The 20,090-nt window shown below is 51.3% G+C and carries 20 protein-coding genes; 9 read left to right on the top strand and 11 right to left on the bottom strand.

The genetic code is table 11. The features are described from left to right. Positions 1-198: 198 nt before the first annotated feature. The 10 genes from NF347_RS06130 to NF347_RS06085 form a co-directional block, all read right to left on the bottom strand. Positions 199-1,116 carry an HU family DNA-binding protein gene (locus NF347_RS06130; protein WP_107034866.1) on the bottom strand — a complete coding sequence of 306 codons (918 nt, stop codon included), beginning with the start codon at positions 1,114-1,116 and terminating at the stop codon, positions 199-201. Next, positions 1,116-1,388 (bottom strand): HU family DNA-binding protein, encoded by a 273-nt coding sequence (locus tag NF347_RS06125; protein ID WP_107034865.1) that lies wholly within the window; start codon positions 1,386-1,388, stop codon positions 1,116-1,118. Before NF347_RS06125 ends, NF347_RS06130 begins: the two co-directional genes overlap by 1 nt. Beyond that, the gene (locus NF347_RS06120; protein ID WP_107034864.1) at positions 1,385-2,356 is read right to left on the bottom strand and encodes a glycosyltransferase family 2 protein; all 972 of its coding nucleotides are present in this window, start codon (positions 2,354-2,356) and stop codon (positions 1,385-1,387) included. Before NF347_RS06120 ends, NF347_RS06125 begins: the two co-directional genes overlap by 4 nt. 64 nt (positions 2,357-2,420) lie before the next feature. Beyond that, the gene (proS, locus tag NF347_RS06115; protein WP_107034863.1) at positions 2,421-3,902 is read right to left on the bottom strand and encodes a proline--tRNA ligase; all 1,482 of its coding nucleotides are present in this window, start codon (positions 3,900-3,902) and stop codon (positions 2,421-2,423) included. A 30-nt stretch (positions 3,903-3,932) separates the two neighbouring features. Then, a complete protein-coding gene (locus NF347_RS06110) occupies positions 3,933-4,631 on the bottom strand; it encodes an OmpA family protein (RefSeq protein ID WP_107034862.1) in 699 nt (232 codons plus the stop codon). Beyond that, positions 4,609-4,911 carry a hypothetical protein gene (locus tag NF347_RS06105; RefSeq protein WP_107034861.1) on the bottom strand — a complete coding sequence of 101 codons (303 nt, stop codon included), beginning with the start codon at positions 4,909-4,911 and terminating at the stop codon, positions 4,609-4,611. The genes NF347_RS06110 and NF347_RS06105 overlap by 23 nt, the downstream gene beginning before the upstream one ends. A gap of 53 nt (positions 4,912-4,964) precedes the next feature. Beyond that, entirely contained in the window at positions 4,965-5,495 is a 531-nt protein-coding gene (gene rimM / locus NF347_RS06100) for a ribosome maturation factor RimM (protein WP_107034860.1), read from the bottom strand. Between the two features lie 28 nt (positions 5,496-5,523). Next, the gene (locus tag NF347_RS06095) at positions 5,524-6,111 is read right to left on the bottom strand and encodes a DUF4290 domain-containing protein (RefSeq protein WP_107034859.1); all 588 of its coding nucleotides are present in this window, start codon (positions 6,109-6,111) and stop codon (positions 5,524-5,526) included. Between the two features lie 135 nt (positions 6,112-6,246). After that, positions 6,247-6,993, bottom strand: a complete 747-nt coding sequence (gene fabG, locus NF347_RS06090; protein ID WP_107034858.1) for a 3-oxoacyl-[acyl-carrier-protein] reductase — start codon at positions 6,991-6,993, stop codon at positions 6,247-6,249. Between the two features lie 12 nt (positions 6,994-7,005). After that, a complete protein-coding gene (locus tag NF347_RS06085; RefSeq protein WP_107681322.1) occupies positions 7,006-7,638 on the bottom strand; it encodes a TetR/AcrR family transcriptional regulator in 633 nt (210 codons plus the stop codon). A gap of 151 nt (positions 7,639-7,789) precedes the next feature. Between NF347_RS06085 and dacB the strand changes: the two genes are divergently transcribed. The 5 genes from dacB (at position 7,790) to NF347_RS06060 (ending at position 13,307) form a co-directional block, all read left to right on the top strand. Continuing rightward, positions 7,790-9,283, top strand: a complete 1,494-nt coding sequence (gene dacB, locus NF347_RS06080; RefSeq protein WP_107681321.1) for a D-alanyl-D-alanine carboxypeptidase/D-alanyl-D-alanine endopeptidase — start codon at positions 7,790-7,792, stop codon at positions 9,281-9,283. Between the two features lie 67 nt (positions 9,284-9,350). Then, entirely contained in the window at positions 9,351-10,067 is a 717-nt protein-coding gene (locus NF347_RS06075) for a hypothetical protein (protein WP_107681320.1), read from the top strand. After that, complete coding sequence (gene rsmI / locus NF347_RS06070; RefSeq protein WP_107034854.1) at positions 10,067-10,798, top strand: 16S rRNA (cytidine(1402)-2'-O)-methyltransferase; 732 nt, start codon at positions 10,067-10,069, stop codon at positions 10,796-10,798. The genes NF347_RS06075 and rsmI overlap by 1 nt, the downstream gene beginning before the upstream one ends. Positions 10,799-10,845: 47 nt before the next feature. Beyond that, positions 10,846-11,706, top strand: a complete 861-nt coding sequence (locus NF347_RS06065; protein ID WP_128702784.1) for a Cbp1 family collagen-binding glycoprotein adhesin — start codon at positions 10,846-10,848, stop codon at positions 11,704-11,706. Positions 11,707-11,909: 203 nt separating this feature from the next. Then, positions 11,910-13,307: an undecaprenyl-phosphate glucose phosphotransferase gene (locus tag NF347_RS06060; RefSeq protein ID WP_107034852.1), complete on the top strand. Its 1,398-nt coding sequence runs from the start codon at positions 11,910-11,912 to the stop codon at positions 13,305-13,307. A 362-nt stretch (positions 13,308-13,669) separates the two neighbouring features. Here the strand turns inward: NF347_RS06060 and NF347_RS06055 are convergent, their stop codons facing one another. Continuing rightward, positions 13,670-15,478, bottom strand: coding sequence for a DUF349 domain-containing protein (locus tag NF347_RS06055; protein ID WP_107034851.1), 1,809 nt, complete (start codon positions 15,476-15,478; stop codon positions 13,670-13,672). Between the two features lie 228 nt (positions 15,479-15,706). Between NF347_RS06055 and NF347_RS06050 the strand changes: the two genes are divergently transcribed. From NF347_RS06050 to NF347_RS06035, 4 genes are all read left to right on the top strand, one after another. After that, entirely contained in the window at positions 15,707-16,390 is a 684-nt protein-coding gene (locus NF347_RS06050; RefSeq protein ID WP_107034850.1) for an IspD/TarI family cytidylyltransferase, read from the top strand. Beyond that, the gene (gene recG / locus NF347_RS06045) at positions 16,378-18,474 is read left to right on the top strand and encodes an ATP-dependent DNA helicase RecG (RefSeq protein ID WP_107034849.1); all 2,097 of its coding nucleotides are present in this window, start codon (positions 16,378-16,380) and stop codon (positions 18,472-18,474) included. The genes NF347_RS06050 and recG overlap by 13 nt, the downstream gene beginning before the upstream one ends. Before the next feature lie 280 nt (positions 18,475-18,754). Next, the gene (gene ndk / locus NF347_RS06040) at positions 18,755-19,219 is read left to right on the top strand and encodes a nucleoside-diphosphate kinase (RefSeq protein ID WP_107034848.1); all 465 of its coding nucleotides are present in this window, start codon (positions 18,755-18,757) and stop codon (positions 19,217-19,219) included. A gap of 44 nt (positions 19,220-19,263) precedes the next feature. Continuing rightward, on the top strand, positions 19,264-20,073 hold the full coding sequence (locus NF347_RS06035; protein WP_107034847.1) for a M23 family metallopeptidase: 810 nt from the start codon (positions 19,264-19,266) through the stop codon (positions 20,071-20,073). The last annotated feature ends 17 nt before the right edge of the window (positions 20,074-20,090 follow it).

Raw genomic sequence — 20,090 nt, 5'->3', positions numbered from 1 at the left:
GGCTTTGTTAAGTGGTTAGTTCGTATGTGAAGTCTAAAATCTGATTGCGTGGCCACTGTACGTGAGCAACAATGACCTACGCAAAATTATATATTATAACACCCGGGAGCGGCTAACGGTGTGTTAAATTTAGCTATTATAGGTTTATTCTTACAAACCTTTTAATTATTTCACAAATATTGGATGTTGTTCGGGCTGTCATTCGGTAATGACCGGAGAGTTTTCAGTTAGCTCGGTCTCAATCGTTTGAGGCTGACCAGAGGTGTGTACGAAATACATCACATAGCAGCATAGCGCCAAAGCACCTATGGCCAGTCCGACGATTAGTCCGACTATGAATCCTTTGCCGAATCCGTTGTCAGCAGCTGCGTCGTCAACGTCCGTGCTCACCATGTATTCTTCATGAGTATCCTCGTTATCAGTCGTATCGGCGTTGTCGGTCAGGAACCCTATCTCGGCCGGATACGCTTCAGATGTGGGTTGCAGGCTGTCGTTGGAGACAGTTTCGTCCGTTTCGGCTGTTTCGTCGGCGTCAATAAATCCTGGTGTGCTGTCGGACTCCGTTTCGGCGATAATCTTTGTCTGGACTGTGATCTCTTCCTCGACTCCGGCCGCATCTGCGGCAGTCGGCTCTTTATGCATCACAGGCTGCTGCTCGCAGGCTGCGACAGTTTCAGCGGTTGCAATCTCCGTGTCTGTCACTGCCTCTGGCAGTGGTTCTTCTGTCAGGACCTCCTCTGTCGCCGCATATACGTGAAGGGGCGTTTCCTCTTCTATGTCTTGTTCGGTCGTGACGGAAGCTGAAGTATCAGCCGGAATATCGTTAAAGTCGCTTTCAGTTGCCTCTTCGGCAAGTTCTTCAGGCTCAAACATGGCGAAAGGGGCGTTGATTCTTTCAGCCCACGCATCCGCCGGGCTGAACTCTACCGGATCCGCCGGATTGTCCGACAGAGAGAATGTGCCGAGGCCTTTCACCTCCACTTTTCGTCCTTCGTGGAGTCCTTCGGCGATGAGTTCAAACAGACGTTTGATCAGAGTTTCCATTTCGGCCGAACTGCGTCCGGTGGTTTCAGCCACTCTGTCGGCGAGTGCCCGCAAAGGTATCTTTTCGTTCATCAGTTAAGGGATTTGCGGAGCACAACGCTCGATTTGAATTCTACGGTAATGGATGGAGGTATCAGCATACGGCGTCCTTCATCATCGGTATCGATGTGTTCATCGGTCTTTACCGACTGGAATGTGCCGAATCCAGGTATCGCCACCGAATCGCCCTGGGCGCAGAAATCGCCCAAAGCATCGACGATGGCCTTCACTTCAGCCTCTATGACGTCGACATTGTGGCCGCTCTCCATTGAGAGCTGTGTTTCGAGTGATTTGGTGTCAGTCATTTTATTATTTCTTTGATGGCATATCGAGGACGGTGTTTGACCTCGATAAAAATCTTGCCGATATATTCGCCGACGATGCCGAGCGCCATAAGTATGAGGCTGCCCAGAAACCACACCGAAAGCATGAGTGAGGTCCAGCCCGGTTCCACGTCGTGGTGAATCCATGAAAGCAACACGTATATGGCTGTGGCGATATCAGCGATCAGCAAGCCGAGCCCTACATAAAAAATCATTCTGATCGGACGCGACGAGAATGAAGTGATGCCGTCGACCGAAAAACTCAGCATTTTTTTGAGAGGATATTTTGATTCGCCAGCCACACGTTCGTTACGGTCATATTCCACTACGGCTGTGGTCAGGCCAATCTGAGGCACAATGCCTCGCAGGAAAAGATTGCTTTCGCCGTATGACGAAAGCAGTTCGAGCGCTCGTGCGCTCATAAGCCTGTAGTCGGCATGATCATATACGGTATCGAGTCCCATGCTGTGCTGAAACCGATAGAAGCCTCGCGCCGTGGTGCGCTTGAACCATGTGTCGGACTGACGGCTGCGCCTGACACCGTAGACAATTTCTGCACCCTCGCGGAAGCGCTTCACCATCTCTATCATGGCCCGTGGGTCATCCTGCAGGTCGGCATCGATGCTTATGGCCGCGTCACACTCGTTTCGGACTGTCATCAGGCCGGCGAGCAGAGCATACTGATGTCCCCGGTTGTGGGCGAGCGACAGTCCCCTGACCATCGGATTGGAAGCGTGCAGATTGCGGATTGTGCGCCATGTGGCGTCGCGGCTTCCGTCGTCGCAACACATTATGTAACTGTCGGACGACACCAGACCGTCGCCGACCATAGATCCGATGATATCTGTCAGCCGTGCGACAGTCAGCGGCAGTGCCTCCTCTTCGTTGTAGCAGGGGATCACTATGGCCAGACGTGTGCTCTTGCCTGACGTAATGTCGGTCGAACTCATTGCGTGGGGAATTATACCTGCGACCCTTCTGCAGGTCGCAGGTAGTGTTTACGTTGGTGTTGAATCAGTAGTTGCGGGCAAAGATCACGCGCTGCTTCGACGGACGTCCGGTCACCATGCATACTCCCGGAGTCGTGTCGCCGTCAAGGGGAATGCAACGGAGTGTGGCTTTGGTGTCCTCTTTAATCTTAAGCTCTGTTTCGGTTGTGCCGTCCCAATGTGCGAGGATAAATCCGCCCTTCTCGATCTCTTTCTTGAATTCGTCGTAGGTATCCACGGTGCGTGTCATTTCCTGCCGGTGGGCAAGAGCTTTCCTGTAGATATGGGTCTGTATCTCTTCGAGCAGAGCCTTTACGTGGCCGGCTATGCCTTCGAGCGGGGCTTCGCTCTTCTCGAGCGTGTCGCGGCGCATGATCTCAACGGTGCCTTTTTCTATGTCGCGCGCTCCGACTACCAGACGCACAGGTACGCCTTTAAGCTCGTAGTCGGCAAACTTGAATCCCGGGCGGCGGTTGTCGGCATCGTCATATTTCACGCTGATGCCCATCTCCTTGAGCTGGAGCAGGATCGGTTCGATGTGTGAGCTGATCTGCTTGAGCTGTTCGGCGTTTTTATAGATAGGCACTATCACTACCTGTATGGGGGCGAGGTGGGGCGGAAGTACGAGGCCGTTGTCGTCGGAATGGCTCATTATCAGCGCTCCCATCAGGCGAGTCGACACTCCCCATGAGTTGGCCCATACATATTCGGGCTGGTTGTCCTTGTTGACAAACGTCACGTCGAACGCCTTGGCGAAATTCTGGCCGAGATTGTGCGACGTGCCGCTCTGGAGGGCTTTGCCGTCCTGCATCATAGCCTCGATGGTATAAGTGTTGACAGCTCCGGCAAACCGTTCGTTGGCCGATTTGACACCCTTGATTACCGGCATTGCCATATACTTTTCGGCAAAGTCGGCGTAGAGGTTGATCATCTGCACTGTGCGCGCTTCCGACTCTTCGGCTGTCGCATGGGCGCAGTGGCCCTCCTGCCAGAGGAATTCAGATGTGCGGAGGAACATGCGCGTGCGCATCTCCCAGCGCATAACGTTGGCCCACTGGTTGCAGAGTATGGGCAGATCGCGGTAACTGTGTATCCAGTTGCGGTAGGTGCCCCATATTATTGTTTCCGATGTCGGACGCACTATAAGTTCCTCTTCGAGGCGCGCGTCAGGATCTACAATCACTCCGCGTCCGTCAGGATCGTTTTTCAGACGATAATGGGTCACTACGGCGCACTCTTTGGCAAAGCCTTCCACATGTTCGGCTTCACGACAAAGAAAAGACTTTGGTATCAGCAGAGGGAAGTAGGCGTTCTGTACGCCGGTTTCCTTGAACATCCGGTCGAGTTCACGCTGCATTTTTTCCCAGATGGCATAGCCGTAGGGCTTGATGACCATGCATCCTCTCACCGGCGACTGTTCGGCAAGGTCGGCTTTTATAACGAGGTCGTTGTACCATTGCGAATAGTTGTCGGCTCTCTTGGTGAGGTCTTTGAGTTCTGTTGCCATTTTCGTATGTTAAGATGATATGTTGTTTTGTTATTTCAATTGTCCTTTATACGCCTCGTCGATCAGCTGCGGCCCTGGTATGAAATACACCTCCAGCCGTCGGTTGAGCGCGCGGTTGTCACGAGTGTTGTTGTCGGCCAGCGGCATGGTGGACGACATTGCGAACGGTATGATGATGAGGTTTTCCTGAATCTGTCCGGATTCGACTGCAAGCATGAACCAGTCGTAGACCGAATTGAGGCGTGAGGTTGAGAGTTCATCGCGGTAGAGCTCTGATCCGGTGTCGTCGGTATGCACGGCCAGCACAATCTTGTACATCATCGGATTCTTCATGTGTGGCAGCAGCGGTGCGAGCAAAGCGGTGCCTTCGGTGGTGAGCATGGTGTCGTTGGGCAGGAAGAGATCGTCGGTCGGAAATGTGACAAGCACCACCTCGTCATCTCTCACAAGATCCACGGTCACTTTATTCTTCAGCTGTTCGGCAAGGGCTCTTATGGTTTTCTTTACTCCGCTTTTTGCTTTTTTATGTACTTCTGGAGTAGAGATGTTGGGCAGAAAATCCATATCCATGTAGGCCTCTTCTGTAAATCCCTTGTAAGGATCGGTGTAGCGGTTCTCTTTCTTTTTGAAAAACTGCGCTTCGGCATCCATGGGCCATGCGAGCAGCGCTACAAGTGCCACCGCCGTCAGAAAACGGGCTGCGAAATTACTGGTCGAGAGAGTTTTCATAGTCTATCTCGGCTTCGATGAGCGGTGCGATGTCGTCATCGTTGATCTTTGATTCCTTGTCTTTGCGGAGCATGCGTCGCGCGTAAGCCACAAGATCGTCGAGCACAGCTTCTTCATCGTCGATCTCTTCGTCGGCATCTATATCGAGCAATCCGTTCTCTTCATAGAAGTCCCAGATGATGTCGATGAGATTAAGCAACTGGTCGTCATCATAGGCTTCGGCGCGCCGGCCTATGGCTTCGCGCATATATTCTATGGCTTTTGTTTCGTCGAACTCCATGTGGCAGGGGATTTTTAGACTATTTAATGGATTCTTTATCTGTATAGCGTCTGTCAAAGTGATTCGATTCCGTCAGGAGCGTCAAAAGTGATAATCTGTCTGTCGGGATCAATATCGGTTATGAATTCATCGGCAAGCGGCATGTAGACGGTGCGGTCATTATCGGCGTGAATGATCGCGAGCACATTGATAGTGCTGTCCTCTATTCCGTCGATGACACCTATCGCAGTGCCGTCGGGCTTGACGGCCTTGAATCCTATTAGATCGGATGCGTAGAATCCGTCGTCGCTCTCGTCGGTCATTTCGGCCATGTGTTCGCGCAGCGCATATACTGTCTTGCCGTTGAATTCGGCCGCGGCAGTGTCGGACGTTATGCCTTCGATGGCTATTATATACGACTCGCGCCCTTTCTGACGGACGTTTTCAATGAAAAAAGGCACATAGATCCCATCTATATCCATTACGATGCATTCGGTGCGTTCGATATCGATCCGGTCGTCACGAAGGTTGATCACCATTTCGCCCTTAACTCCGTGGGGCTTGATGATGGCTCCTATGGCGGTGAGTTCGCTTGCCTTGATCATGTAGTCTGTTTTTGCGGATATGGAAGGATCAGCGTTTGCGTCGTTTCTTGCCTGTAGGCTGTTGTACGGCCTTGAATTCGTGAAGTCTCATCTCTTCGGGATGTATCCGTATCTCTCCATGCGACAATTCTGCAAGATCTTTGAAGATCTTCATGTCGTCAACACCGTCGCAGTTCACCTCCAGCATGAGTTTTTTCATGTGGTTTGCGATCAGTCTGACTAATGTGTCGCGTTCCTGCCCCGGCTCCATGGCTGAAGCGGTGGCGACAAGGCGTTCGACCGATTTGCCGTAATGACGGTAGCGGATATTCTGCAGGCCGTAGGCCACACGCTCGGGTGTACTCTGGAGCGTATCCTTCTCTACCTGATCGAACGGATAGTCGATGTCAAGCCTGAAGTCTGAGATAATGGCCAGATGATCCCAGAGTTTACGCGTGTGGTCGGGATCGTTCTTGGCCTGTGGCGTCAGCCGGATCATGGCTTCTATGATGCTTCTTGCGCAGGCATTGCGCTCGTCGCGGTCGGTCAGGGTGAGGCAATGCTCCACCATGTTCTGTATGTTGCGTCCGTATTCAGGCAGTTTCAGCCGTTCAAGCTGAGTGTTGTATCTTAACATCAGTAGGTTTTGAAAATTTCCTCAAAGTTACGCATTATCCCGCATTTCTGCAAATAATGAAAAAATCCGTGCCGCTGATGGAAATATCCCATAGTCGGCACGGATTGTGACTGCTTCGGTCTGGGTAAGTCTGGCTTACATGTTCATTCCGCCGTCGACCTGTATCACCTGGCCGGTGACATAGCTCGACATGTCAGAAGCGAGGAATGTGGCCACGTCGGCGATATCCTCGGGCTTGCCTCCGCGGCGCAGGGGTATCTTCTGTACCCATTCGGCGCGGACGTTGTCGGGGAGAGCGGCTGTCATGGCTGTCTCGATGAAGCCGGGGGCAATGGCGTTGGCGCGGATGCCGCGTGAACCTACTTCCTGCGCTATGCTCTTGGCCAGAGCTATAAGGCCTGCTTTGGAGGCGGCATAGTTCGACTGGCCGGCATTGCCGTGTACTCCTACCACCGATGCCATGTTGATGATGCTGCCGCTGCGCTGGCGCATCATGATGGATAGGGTGGCGTGGATGAAGTTGAACGCGCTCTTGAGGTTGACTGCTATGACGGCATCCCACTGCTGCTCGGTCATGCGCATCATGAGTCCGTCTTTGGTTATGCCGGCGTTGTTCACAAGTATGTCGATCGAGCCGAAATCCTTGTGGATTTGATCTACTACCTCTTTTGTCTGCTCGAAGTCGGCGGCGTTGGATGCGTAGCCTTTGACTTTTACGCCCAGAGCGGCTATCTCTTCTTCGGTGGCTTTGCCGTTTTCATCGATTACCAGATCGGTGAAGGCGATATTGGCGCCTTCCTGGGCGAAGCGGATTGCCAGTGCCTTGCCGATGCCGCGTGCGGCGCCGGTGACGATGGCTGTTTTTCCTTCAAGTAGTTTCATCTTTTAGGTGTATTATTGTTTGATATTGGTGTTGTTCTCAGATTTGTCGGTATGGTGCTGAGGCGTGACTATGCTCTCCATGACAAAATCGATGACGTCGCGGCGCAGTGATCCTATCTCGGCTGCCCCCTCCTCAATGTTGCCTTTGATCATACAGTAGTAGGCTCCCTGAAACACCATCGCCAGCATAGCTTCGAGGCGGTCGGCCTGTGATCGTGAGAATATGCCTTTCCTGACGCCCTCGTGGAGTATCTCGCGCAATATCTCACGCTCCTTGACAATGGCCAGCCGCCTTATGCGCTCCACTCTCTTAAAGTCAAGAGTGAAGAGCGATCTTATGGTGCCTGGGTGATATGCCACGACATCGTCGATGGTGTCGAACCGTCCGATGAGAAACTGGCGAAGCTTCTCTTCCGGTGGAAGATCAGACTGTGCTGTCAGCCTTATCCGTTCCACCTGCCGCTCGCTTTCGCGCTCTATGACGGCATTGTAAATCTCCAGCTTGTTTTTGAAATAGGTGTAGATGGTGCGCCTCCCCTTGTCAGAGGCGGCCGCAATGTCGTTCATCGTAGTGTTTTCGACGCCTTTGTGCACAAAAAGCTGTCGAGCCACATCTATGAGCTTTTCGCGAGTTTTCAGTACCATATCTGCACAGTTGCTCTTTCGATGTGCGAAATTACTCAAAATTGTCGAATTAACATCTATTGTGGGGGTCTTTTTAGTTTTTGGAAAGCATATACGGGGCTTTTTTAGTAATTTCGCGACTTGAATTTCAACTCTGACCTAATCTTATCGGATGATAAAATACAGTACATTACGTAGATCGATATTTGTCGTGTTGGCCATGGCCATGGCCATGGCCATGGCTGTGTCCGTCAAAGCCGCCGGGCCGGCGTCGCCGATCGGCGTCAGCGGTGTGGGCGAATCACATCTTGGTATATACATAGCCGATATAGCGACAGGCGAAACGTTGCGTGATATAAACAGCAACGCTGCTTTTGTGCCGGCCAGCATTACCAAAGCACTGACATCGGCGTCGGTGCTGACTCTCATGAACTCCTGTGACCGTTATGAAACCCGGGTTGAGGCGGTGGGCAAGATAACTGATGACGGCACACTCAAGGGCGATATAGTGGTGCGTTGTGTCGGTGATCCTACCGTCGAGTCGGCTTATTTCGATGAGGCCGGAGGATTCGCCGACAGCATAGCCGCTGCCGTTGTTGCAACAGGTATAAAACGAGTAGAAGGCACGGTGGTGATTGATTCGTCGTTGATGCCTGAGGAGGGCGTGCCCGACGGATGGGCTGACGAAGATATCGTGTGGCCCTACGGGACATCGCACCATGCGGCGAATTTCCGTGACAACAAGTTTGTGCTGACCCTCCCGTCGCGAAAGTCAGTGCCTTATGTGCCCGGACTGCAAGTGTCGCACACCCCGGCAAAAGGATCGCTCAAGATTGACCGCAAGAAGGATTCCAACGTCATAATATCGCGTGGAAATCCACGGCGCAATGGCGAAAGCATCACCGTCTCTACGCCGGATCCTTCGGCGGTGATGCGACATGAAGTGATGCAGAAACTTCGCCACAATGGGGTGGAGATGTCCGATGCTCCGGTGTCGGCCGATGGCGATGACGTTGCGTCCACACTCTATATCCACCGGTCGCCTGAACTTGTCGATATATTGCGCAGTCTGATGTATCGGAGTGACAATATGATGGCTGAGGCCATGCTGCGGTCGGTAGCGCCGGGGCAGTCACGCGCATCGGCGGTCAAGACAGAGCTTGACATGTGGGAAACGCGCGATGTGGATACGCGGCGTGTGGTGATCGAGGATGGAAGCGGACTGTCGCGCAACGACCGTCTGACCCCAATGTTTCTTGCAAACGTTTTCACATGGATGGCATCACACTACAAGGCTCCCGACTATGTCAGCCTGTTTCCAAAAGCTGGCTGCGACGGCACTCTCAAGAGTTTTCTTCGTGACACACCTCTTGAAGGGCGAGTGGCGTTGAAGACCGGAAGCATGAGGGGAGTGCAGTCATACGCCGGCTATATGCTTGGTGGCGACGGACAGCCTACGCACGTTATAGTCATAATGGTCAACGGTTTTACTTGCGGACGGACAGCTTTGAAGACCGGGATAGAGGATATGTTGCTCTCTATGTTTGCCCCAGACTATGTGCGTCCGGTCAAGCAAGTGACCAAAGCACCTAAGAAAAAGGGTGGGGCGTCTCGGACTAAATCGCAGAAATCCCGCAAGTCATCGAAGAAGAAACGACGGGTATGATAGTGGATTTGTTGCCATTCTGAAAATTTTCGGTAATTTTGTGTCTGAAACCAAAAGCATTAAAGATATGTATAATAACGATAAGGCCGGGCAGATCCTTACACTCGCTCTCGAAATCGAAGGACTTGCTCTTCTGATACAACGCCGCGGTGACCTTGTCAACCCGGAGGTGAATTGTATTTTGCATGATAAGGCATCGGCACTGCTCGAACTGACAAAAGTTATTGCCGGCTCGCATGAAAGCGTTGAGGCAGTGGCTGCGGCCGATTCAGCGCCAGTGGTGTCATGTGTAGAGTCCGTAGGCTCTAAAGAACAATACCCGGAGTTAGAGCCGATGGAGAAAAAAGATGTTGAGACAGCCGTGGAGTCAGAGCCGTTGGCTGGCAATATCGGTCGCGACGACGTGCATGCGTCCGGATCTGTTTCGTCCGATGACATGGCGGTGGCTGATTCGGCGATCGCCGAGGAAGTGGCCGACAGCAGCGACTCCATGGTCGAAGATCGGCAAGCAGACCGTCATGTGGCAGAGCCTGACGCTGTCTCAGTGACTTATGCATCTACGCCTGTGGCCGGACATCCGGTGTTCACGCTGAATGACCGTTTCAGATTTATACGCGAACTGTTCAAGGGCAGCAGTCAGGATTTCAACGACACTCTGCGTCTGGTATCCTCAATGTCGTCGGCCGACGAAGTGATCGAATATCTGTCCGATGATCTGTGTCTGGATCCTGAAAACCCTGATGTGGTTGACTTTACGGCAATTGTGACTCAGCGTTTCCATTGATGGCCGGACGATTGTATATGGTGCCTACTCCGGTGGGTAACCTTTCCGATATGCCCCCGCGTGCCGTGGATGTGCTGCGCGAAGCTGATGTGATATTGGCCGAGGACACACGCACGAGTGGTGTGTTGCTGCGTCATTTCGAGATATCGACTCCGGTGGCAAGCCACCACAAATTTAATGAACATCAGACCGTAGGGTCTTTCGTCGACCGTATGGAGGCCGGCGAGAATATCGCGCTTATAACCGATGCCGGCACTCCCGGCATATCCGATCCCGGATTCCTGATATCAAGAGAATGCCGACGTCGCGGAATTGAGGTGGTGACATTGCCGGGGCCGACAGCTTTTGTGCCGGCGTTGGTCGATAGCGGCATTCCGTGTGAGCGGTTCTGCTTCGAAGGATTCCTGCCGCAGAAAAAGGGGAGAGCCACGCGACTTGCAGAGATCGCTGCTGATCCGCGGACAACAATTATCTATGAGTCGCCTTTGCGGCTGGCCCGAACGTTATCAGATCTTGCCGCAGTGTGTGGCGTCGGACGTGAGGCCTCTGTCAGCCGTGAGATATCAAAACTGCATGAAGAAACCCGCAGAGGCACATTGGGAGATCTGGCAGAATATTTTTCGCAAAACAATCCGCGCGGAGAAATCGTTATTATCGTAGCGGGCAACAAAGAGTTGTCGCCACGCCCAAAACATAAAAACAAATATAAAAACGACACCGACGACGAATGAATGATTTGCTGGCGGTGGCGTATCTAAAAATCAACAATTCAACTATTATGAAGAGAACAGTCTTTATGGCTATTGCCGTGGCTGCTGTCATGACTTCATGTGGCACACGCGAAAAACTTGAAAAAGCCGAAGAACAGAACGTACAGCTCAATTCAGAGCTTCAGGCAACCCTCGCTACGCAGGATTCGTTGTTTGCACTTATCAACGACATTACAGCCGGGATGGGACAGATCAAGGATCTGGAACACATTATCGCTACTCCAGGAAATGGCTCGGATGCACGCTCGCAGAAAGATCAGCTGCGCAACGACATGGTGGCCATTCAGGAAGCGCTTCAGCAGCGCCGCGACCGTTTGGCTCAACTTGAGGAAAAACTGCGTAAAAGCGGCGTACAGAATTCCACTCTTACCAAAACCATAGAAAACCTCAAGGCACAGATCGCCGAGCAGGAAACAGAAATGGCCACTCTCCGCAACCAGCTTTCGGCTGCCAATGTGCAGATAGCAAGCCTTGGACAGAAGGTCGATTCGCTCAGCTCCACAGTCTCGACTGTCACCACAGAGCGAGAGGTGGCGCGTCAGGAAGCAACACAGCTCAATGACGAGCTCAACACCTGTTACTATGCCGTAGGCAACAAATCGGAACTGCAGAAAAACAAGATTATACAGACCGGATTCCTTCGCAAGACAAGAATACTTGAAGGTGACTTCGAAAAAGCCTACTTCATAAAGGCTGACAAACGCACACTTAACAACATACCGCTTCACAGCAAGAAGGCGGAGGTGATGACAAAGCAGCCCGCAGCAAGCTATTCTATCGAAGATCAGGACGGACAGAAGGTGCTGGTGATCAAAGATCCGACACAGTTCTGGGAAGTCAGCAACTTCCTTGTGGTGAAGATTGACTGATCAAATTATAGCAAAGATAATATACGATCGTGTCCCCTATCGGTGTTTCACCGGCGGGACACGATCTTTTTTGTGGTTTATATGCTCATTATGGCAATAAGTGGAAATGTGTTGCGTTTATATGAAAAATGGCTCTGAGAATACTTCATTGAATGTAGCGTAGTGAAATCCCGACAGATTCCAACAGGACCGATTAGTGTATCATGACCGGATTATTAAATAGTGGCAGACGTTACGGCTGGTTGATCAATCCGGCTTTGTCGTTCATGGCCATAGTCATGGCGGTGTTATCGTATTATCTGACTTCATTGTTGGTCGGGATGGCTCAGGCTCGGGTGTGGATGTCACCCAAAGTCATTATCGTCGCATCGGTTGCATGGATCATTGCTGGATGGCGGTTGATACGTCCGGAGGAATTGCGCGCGCTTAAAATGGAACGTACTGCCCGCAGTGCCATAAATGCATGTGGCGTTCATGCTGTTTTTTTTGTTGTGTTGTTGTATCTGATTGACGCTCCTTATGTGGAATGGAGTACTCTGGCTGTGTTCTATGCGCTGATGTTCATATCGCTTCCGATAGCCTGCGTAGTTTCGTTGCAGCTGCTGAAGTTTCTACGTCGTTGCGGACGCAATCATCGTCGTGTGGTGATAGTGGGGATGAATGATACAGCTCTGCGGCTTTACGACATGATGGCCAACGATGGTTATGGATATGTCGTAGCGGGTGTGTTCGACGACAATGCCGTAAGTTCGGTTGACCCAGATCTGCCGGTAATGCCTGTCGGCGATTTGGGCGGCTTTGTCAGAGCCAATGACGTAGAGGAGATTTTTTGCACTCTTTCCGGTGACAATGAATCGGCGCTTCTCCAGTCTATTGAAGTGGCCGACAATAATGCTGTGACGCTTCACATCGTGCCACAGCTCACGCGTTTTGTCAACCGTGGGTTTGCAGTCAATGAGATCGGACGGCTGCCGGTCATGACACCCTTGAACAGTCCGCTCGCCTCACGGTTTAATATATTTATGAAACGGATGCTGGATATAACGGCGTCGTTGGTCGGAGTGGTGTTGTTCCCTGTTTTTTTTATACCCATAGCAATATCTATTAAGCTGACATCGCCTGGCCCGGTATTCTATCGCCAGCTGCGCACCGGACTCAAAGGCCGCACGTTCAATTGCTTGAAGTTCCGTACTTTGCGATATGATCCATCGGACGATGAGTCGCCGGTGGCCAAGACCGATCCGAGAGTCACAGCAGTGGGGCGTTTTCTGCGGAAAACGTCGCTCGACGAACTGCCACAGGTGTTTAATGTGCTCAAGGGCGACATGTCTATAGTCGGGCCGAGACCTCACATGGTATCGCATACCGATGTTTACAGAGATCTGGTCGACCGTTATATGATGCGACACACTGTCAAGCCGGGTATCACCGGATGGGCTCAGGTCAATGGATTAAGAGGTGGAACCGACCATCTGTGGAAGATGGAGAAGCGTGTGGAGTGCGATGTGTGGTATATCGAACACTGGTCGCTGTTGCTCGATATAAAGATCATTTTCCGCACATTGTTTAATATATTAAAAGGCGATGACAATGCCTATTGACGCGTCAGTGCGCGGTGTTTACCCGTCGGTCAGTACGTGGATCATTGTCGAAAATTAAGAGTATGTTTGAATTTCACGTCTATTCACTTAAAGAGGATTTTCGTAGAGATTGGCGTGAGTTGATGAGGGAGCGATGCGGGCATCGTGACCGATGCAGCTTGACGCAAATCGCCCGAAAAGACCTTTGAGGGGATAGAAAGAAGTCCATATATATTTATTCGTGTTAAATTCAAACATGCTCTAAGGTTCGAAATAGTAAGACGCTGTGTCACATCATTGTATGACACAGCGTCTTGATGTTTTGTCATTATGGGCTGACCTTCAGATCGAAATGTCGGCCAGGTCGACAGGGAAGTGGTGGATCAGATATTCGAATCTATGATCTTTATCTTCTCTGAAATCTGTGCGATCTCTTCTTTGAGATGCTGCATCTTCCGTTCCATTTCTCTGACTATAGAGTCGCCGTTCTTCGATTTGGAATTGAAAAAGCCCATATTGTTCTCATAGGTTTTCAACTCCTGACGGCGCTGTTCGCATGCCCTGACCAGACGTTCGCGTTCGCGCGACAGTTTGCCGGAGTCGCCGGCCGACGCTTCTATGCCGGCCTGGAAGTCGGCCATGCGTGCGCGGTTCTCCTTGATGTCGAGCTTGTCGAAGAGGGTGCCTACGACTTCGCGATATGCGTCCTGAAGCTTGTCTTTCTCTTTGAACGGCACATGACCGGTTTCCTGCCATTGCTTGCGCAGTTGCTGTACTTCTGCTATGGCCTGTTCGCGCGGTGTGGTGTTTTCATCCGACGCTATGACATTCAGGCGGCTGATGATTTCGCGTTTGGTAGCCAGATTGGCTTGCTCGGCTCGGCGTGTGTCGCCGTTGACCTTTTTCTTGCGGTCAAAGAATGTGTCGCATGCCTTGATAAACCGCCGCCATATCGCATCGCTGTGTTTACGTGCCACCGGTCCGATCGTTTTCCATTCTTTCTGAAGTTCTACAATGGCATCGGTAGTCTTTTTCCAGTCGGTGCTTTCGGCCAGCACCTCGGCTTTTTCGCATAATGACGTTTTCTTTGCAAGATTTTCGGCGAATTCGTTTTTAGTCTTTTTGAAAAACTCCGATTTACGTCCGAAGAAGTCATCACACAGTGCCCTGAAGCGGTTGAACAGTGCCGTGTTTGTCTTTCGCGGGGCAAATCCGGCCTTTTTCCATTCTTCCTGTGCCTCAAGTATAGTCTTGGTCATGGCGTCCCATTCCTGATACGTCGAGGGCTTGCTGAAGTCGAGAGCTTCTATCCGTTCGCACAAGGCTGTCTTGATCTCTTCGTTTTCCCGCTCGCGTGCTTTACGTTCTTCGAAATGTGCCTGATATTTTTTGTTTATTTCAGCTGAGGCATCCTTGAAGGAGGTCCATATTTCCTCACGGACATCCTTTGCCACCGGCCCGATCTCTCTCCATTTGTCATGTAGGCTCTGCAGCCGTCGGAATGCTGTGATCACGTCAGGCTCTTCGGTCAGTTTGCGGGCCTCGTCGAGAAGAAGCTGCTTTTCGGCCAGATTTTTCTTGAAGTCATAGTCGCGGAGTTCCTTGTTGACTTTCCACTGGTCGTAGAATGCTTCCACGGCATCCTGATAGTTTTTCCATAGCGCAGTGGCATTCTGTGGCGGTACCTCGCCGATCTCTTTGAATTCGCTCTGTATCTCCTTGATACGCTGATAGTGACGGTTGACATTGTCAGTGTCGGCGCCAAGAGTTTTAAGTTCGTTGATCAGGGCTTCCTTTTTGTCAAGATTAGCGGCCTGACGTGTTTCTATCTCGGCTCTCTGACGCGCTTTCTTCTCTTTGATAGCGGCAAGGGCGGCCTTGAACCGTTCTTCGATCGGATCTTCGGTGTCAGTAAATGCTTCGCCCTCTTCGCCGGCTTCATCTTTACGGCGGAGTGTCAGCTCATTGTGGAGTGTATAGAATTGTTGCTTGATTCGGGCAACGTCATCGGCGACAATCTCCGAATCGTCGGCGACAATCATTTCAATGGTCTTCAGCAGGGACTCACGGGTGACGTTCTCTTCACTGGCGCATTCGGCATCCTCCGGTGTTTTGCCTGGGAGCTCTTCGTTTGGCAGGTTAGGCGTGGCAACCTTTTCATTTAGTTGTTCGGCCCGGTCAAGCATTTCCATAATTTAGAAATTAACTGGTTGATGGTATTCTATAGGGTATGTCCGATCAGTCGGCATTTGCCGGCATGATCCATTGAAATGCCAAAATTAGACATTATTTCTAATAATTCAATTTTTTTGTGGAAAAAATCGTAGAAATTATGCGAACGAAATGCACCCCGCAAAATTTATGTTGCCAAGCTTTTCGAAAAAGATGGAGATGATCATGGAATTGTGTAATTTTGCGCTATGAATCGAATCCTCCATATTGTGGTGGCCGCAGGCAGTGGCCGTAGATTTGGGGCAGAGTTGCCTAAACAGTTCCATCTGATAGGGGAGCGTCCGGCGCTGATGCTTGCTGTCGACGCCATGAGGCGCTTTGGATGCGGCGGCACGGTCGTAACGGTACTTAATCCCGATTATATTGGATATTGGACCGAGGTGTGCGTGTCGGCCGGTTTCGATCCCGGGCCGATTGTGGCCGGTGGCTCCACCCGGTGGGAATCGGTGAAAAACGCTGTCGACGCGTATGGAGCAGATGCGGATATAATCACAGTCCACGACGGCGCGCGTCCGCTTGTCGGACGATGCGTAGTGGAAGCTGTGGTGGCGGCTGTGGCATCAGGAGCAAAGGGTGCAGTGCCGGTCGTGGCTCTTTCCGATTCGATAAGGCATGTCGGGGCAGATGGAAGTTCGAAAGCCGTCGATCGTGCCGCCTACGTGGCCGTACAGACTCCGCAGGGATTTTCAGGAATGGAATTCCGTCAGGCTTACGGAATGCCCTACAGTCCGGCGTTCACCGACGATGCTTCAGTGATGGAGGCTGCTGGATATGATGTGAGCCTGGTCGAGGGATCGCCGATAAATATCAAAGTGACAAATCCGTCGGATATCGCCATAGCTGAACTATTGCTCAGACAATGCAACGACTGAATGCCACCGACATAAAATACGTAAAAGGTGTCGGACCGAAGCGTGCGGCGCTGCTATCGTCCGAGCTTGGTATCAAGAGCGTAGGCGATCTGCTCCGTCATTTTCCCGCTCATTATATTGACCGCACAAGGATGTATGCCATATCATCATTCAGCGGCGAGATGCCGGCGGTGCAGGTCAGAGGGCGTTTCGTGTCGTTTGCCATACAGGGCGAGGGAGCGAAATCGCGTCTTACGGGGTTGTTTTCCGACGGAACGGCGACGATGGAGGTCGTGTGGTTCCGGCAGATAAAGAAGCTGAAGGAACTTTATGCCACGATGACCGACTATGTGCTTTTCGGAAAGCCCACCTCATTCTGTGGCCGTTGGAGCATGGTGCATCCCGAGGTGGAGCCGCCGTCGGATATGCATGGCGAGGGGAGTCTGCGTCCGGTGTATCCGTTGACTGAGAAACTGCGTAATCAGGGGGTGAACTCACGCGTCATCCATACGATGATCCGTACGGTGGTCGACAGGATAGCCCTCGGAGGCGTGACAGATTCCATGCCACCTGATATACTGCGTAGGCTCGGACTTCCGCCTTTGTCTACAGCTCTACGCGACATTCATTGCCCTTCATCGCCATCGTGTGCCGATATGGCCAGGGCGCGAATGAAATTTGACGAGCTGTTTTATCTTCAGCTCGATATACTTCAATACACCCGTCGACGAAAACTTTCGGTCGGAGGAATGCGATTCCCCCACATCGGCCATTATTTCAATACTTTCTACAAGGAATGCATGCCGTTCGAACTGACGGGAGCGCAGAAGAGGGTGATCAAGGAGATCCGGGCCGATATGGGATCGGGCCGGCAGATGAATCGCCTGTTGCAGGGCGATGTGGGCAGCGGCAAGACTCTTGTGGCTTTGCTGTGCATGTTGATCGCTCTCGACAATTCCACACAGGCGTGCATGATGGCGCCGACGGAGATATTGGCGGCGCAACATTACGAGACCATAAGCCGGCTGGTGGCGCCTATCGGCATTAACGTGAAGATGCTGACGGGATCAACTCCCGCATCGCAGCGGGCTGTTATCCACCGGCAGCTTGAGGATGGCTCGCTGCATATACTCATCGGCACTCATGCTGTGATTGAGGACAATGTGGTGTTTCGCAATCTCGGCTTCACAGTCATAGACGAGCAACACCGTTTCGGGGTGGCTCAGCGTGCGAGAATATGGAAAAAGAATACTGTTCCGCCCCACATTCTGGTTATGACGGCTACTCCAATACCGCGTACGCTTGCGATGACGGTGTATGGAGATCTTGATGTTTCGGTTATCGACGAGTTGCCGCCCGGACGCAAGCCCGTGACTACGATGTTGCGGTTTGACGACCACCGTATCGATGTCTACAAGGGCATGGGACGCGAGCTCAAAGCCGGTCGTCAGGCATATATCGTATATCCGCTTATCAAAGAAAATGAAAAGGTGGATATGCGAAGTCTGGAAGAGGGATATGAATTTGTCCGCGACAATTTTCCGTCGTATCGTGTGGCTTTTGTCCACGGACGTATGAAACCGGCCGAGAAAGATCATCAGATGGAGCTGTTTGCCACGCATCAGGCTGATATTCTTGTGGCGACAACGGTGATTGAGGTCGGAGTAAATGTTCCTAACGCTTCGGTCATGATCATAGAAAACGCCGAACGTTTCGGACTATCCCAATTGCATCAGCTTCGCGGACGTGTCGGCCGGGGTGCTGACCAAAGCTACTGCATACTGATGACTAAACAGAATATTTCGGCCGACACGCGCAAACGCCTGCAGGTGATGACCTCTACTACCGACGGTTTCCTCGTGGCTGAAGCCGATCTGAAAATGCGCGGTCCCGGCGATCTGGAGGGAACGCTTCAGAGCGGGCTGGCGGTGAACCTTAAGATAGCAAGCCTTGCGTCGGACGGCCGGCTTGTGGAACTGGCTCGCAATGCGGCATCGGATATTCTTGACAATGATCCGTTTTTAGAGAAGCCTGAACATGTGGCTATGCGCCGGGAGTATGACAGGATGTATCAGCGTGCGAGCGACTGGAGTCGCATATCCTGACCGGCGGATGGATAAGTTATGGTTGCGTTAACGCTAAGTGATACAACACTTTTTAATAATGGTTAATCGCCGGATTGTGGTGTTTTTACAACCATATCGATAATTTGGGTTATTTTCACAATTATACTTAAGTGGTTGATATGTCAACGATTGGCTTGCGTGGGTTGTGGCATTATGTCGCAAAGTGCTCACGATGAGCTGAAATTGTTTGTTCTTGTCGAAAAAAACTGCTATCTTTGAGCATCTTTCAACGGAAAAGCAAAAAAAATCTAAAATATTCATGGAAAAAACATTAGTGATATTCAAGCCTTCCGCAATGGAGCGTGGCTGTGTCGGACAGATACTGGCACGATTTCAGCAGAAAGGTTTGATAATATCCGGCATCAAGATGATGTGGCTCGATGAGGCCATTCTGCGGGAGCACTACAGTCATCTCGTCGAAAAGCCTTTCTTCCCTCATCTTCTCAAGGCCATGATGGCGTCGCCAGTGATAGTCGTATGCCTTGCAGGTCTGGATGTCGTTAATGTTGTCCGCATGATGACAGGATCCACCAACGGACGCGAGGCGCAGCCTGGCACTATCCGTGGCGATTTTGCGATGAGCAATCAGGAGAATATCATCCACGCCTCTTCAACAGCAGAAGAGGCCGTTGTCGAGATCGGGCGCTTTTTTAAGCCTGAAGAGATATATGAATGGAAGCCGGAATATATGGATTTTATCTATTCTTCGTTGGAGATAGACTGATTGAAACTTATAACTGACCTGAAAAGAGTAATTACAAACTATTGATGATCCAGTTAAAACATATAGCAGTAGCGGCTGCAATGACCGTTATGTCGGCGATGATGCCGGCTCAGGCGCAATTCAAATTGCCCGACAATCACAACAAAGAGCATGAAGATCTGCTCGCATCGCAGAAGCCGCTTTCGGCCGACATAAAAGTGATCAACACGCTGAAGTATATCAGCGAACTTTCAAAGGTAGAGATGCCTGATGAAGCGGAGGTGTATGGTGAATATTGGGAGAGCGCCAGCGTAAACCCCTATGTAAACGCTGTGATTCCTGATACAAAAGACATAGATGTCAGTGGATACTATCATCCTGTGCCCGGACATGTCACATCGAATTACGGTTATCGTCCGCGCTTCGGCAGAGTGCATCGCGGTATAGACCTGAAACTTGCCGTCGGTGATACCGTACGTGCAGCTTTCGACGGTAAGATCCGCATGACAAAATTTGAGCGACGTGGTTATGGCTACTATGTTGTGATCCGTCATGACAATGGCATGGAAACCGTCTACGGGCATCTGTCGCGATTCCTTGTTAAACCCGATCAGCGGGTCAAGGCCGGAGAGCCTATAGCTCTCGGAGGCAATACCGGTCGCAGTACCGGCCCACATCTTCATTTCGAAACGCGTTTCATGGGCGTTGCCATCAACCCGACCCAAATAATCGACTTTGAAAACAAGGTTACACACAAGGATGTTTTCTCGTTCAACAAGGCTGTTCACAATAAAGTCGTTGCAAAGAAAAGAACGACAGCCCGGCGCAAGGCAACAGCAAGAAGAGCGACAAAAAGGACTTCAAAAAAACGTTGACTGTTTGTAATCTGAGA

The organism is Paramuribaculum intestinale, assembly GCF_030759015.1.
GTDB classification, from domain to species: domain Bacteria; phylum Bacteroidota; class Bacteroidia; order Bacteroidales; family Muribaculaceae; genus Paramuribaculum; species Paramuribaculum intestinale.
The sequence above is the reverse complement of the archived record's forward strand: the minus strand, read 5'-3'. Positions and strand labels throughout refer to the sequence as shown.

Excerpts from the sequence above, each read along its gene's own strand:
- NF347_RS06130 (WP_107034866.1), bottom strand. The coding sequence starts at position 1,116 with ATGAACGAAAAGATACCTTTGCGGGCACTCGCCGACAGAGTGGCTGAA.
- NF347_RS06125 (WP_107034865.1), bottom strand. The coding sequence starts at position 1,388 with ATGACTGACACCAAATCACTCGAAACACAGCTCTCAATGGAGAGCGGC.
- NF347_RS06120 (WP_107034864.1), bottom strand. The coding sequence starts at position 2,356 with ATGAGTTCGACCGACATTACGTCAGGCAAGAGCACACGTCTGGCCATA.
- proS (WP_107034863.1), bottom strand. The coding sequence starts at position 3,902 with ATGGCAACAGAACTCAAAGACCTCACCAAGAGAGCCGACAACTATTCG.
- NF347_RS06110 (WP_107034862.1), bottom strand. The coding sequence starts at position 4,631 with ATGAAAACTCTCTCGACCAGTAATTTCGCAGCCCGTTTTCTGACGGCG.
- NF347_RS06105 (WP_107034861.1), bottom strand. The coding sequence starts at position 4,911 with ATGGAGTTCGACGAAACAAAAGCCATAGAATATATGCGCGAAGCCATA.
- rimM (WP_107034860.1), bottom strand. The coding sequence starts at position 5,495 with ATGATCAAGGCAAGCGAACTCACCGCCATAGGAGCCATCATCAAGCCC.
- NF347_RS06095 (WP_107034859.1), bottom strand. The coding sequence starts at position 6,111 with ATGTTAAGATACAACACTCAGCTTGAACGGCTGAAACTGCCTGAATAC.
- fabG (WP_107034858.1), bottom strand. The coding sequence starts at position 6,993 with ATGAAACTACTTGAAGGAAAAACAGCCATCGTCACCGGCGCCGCACGC.
- NF347_RS06085 (WP_107681322.1), bottom strand. The coding sequence starts at position 7,638 with ATGGTACTGAAAACTCGCGAAAAGCTCATAGATGTGGCTCGACAGCTT.
- dacB (WP_107681321.1), top strand. The coding sequence starts at position 7,790 with ATGATAAAATACAGTACATTACGTAGATCGATATTTGTCGTGTTGGCC.
- NF347_RS06075 (WP_107681320.1), top strand. The coding sequence starts at position 9,351 with ATGTATAATAACGATAAGGCCGGGCAGATCCTTACACTCGCTCTCGAA.
- rsmI (WP_107034854.1), top strand. The coding sequence starts at position 10,067 with ATGGCCGGACGATTGTATATGGTGCCTACTCCGGTGGGTAACCTTTCC.
- NF347_RS06065 (WP_128702784.1), top strand. The coding sequence starts at position 10,846 with ATGAAGAGAACAGTCTTTATGGCTATTGCCGTGGCTGCTGTCATGACT.
- NF347_RS06060 (WP_107034852.1), top strand. The coding sequence starts at position 11,910 with ATGACCGGATTATTAAATAGTGGCAGACGTTACGGCTGGTTGATCAAT.
- NF347_RS06055 (WP_107034851.1), bottom strand. The coding sequence starts at position 15,478 with ATGGAAATGCTTGACCGGGCCGAACAACTAAATGAAAAGGTTGCCACG.
- NF347_RS06050 (WP_107034850.1), top strand. The coding sequence starts at position 15,707 with ATGAATCGAATCCTCCATATTGTGGTGGCCGCAGGCAGTGGCCGTAGA.
- recG (WP_107034849.1), top strand. The coding sequence starts at position 16,378 with ATGCAACGACTGAATGCCACCGACATAAAATACGTAAAAGGTGTCGGA.
- ndk (WP_107034848.1), top strand. The coding sequence starts at position 18,755 with ATGGAAAAAACATTAGTGATATTCAAGCCTTCCGCAATGGAGCGTGGC.
- NF347_RS06035 (WP_107034847.1), top strand. The coding sequence starts at position 19,264 with ATGATCCAGTTAAAACATATAGCAGTAGCGGCTGCAATGACCGTTATG.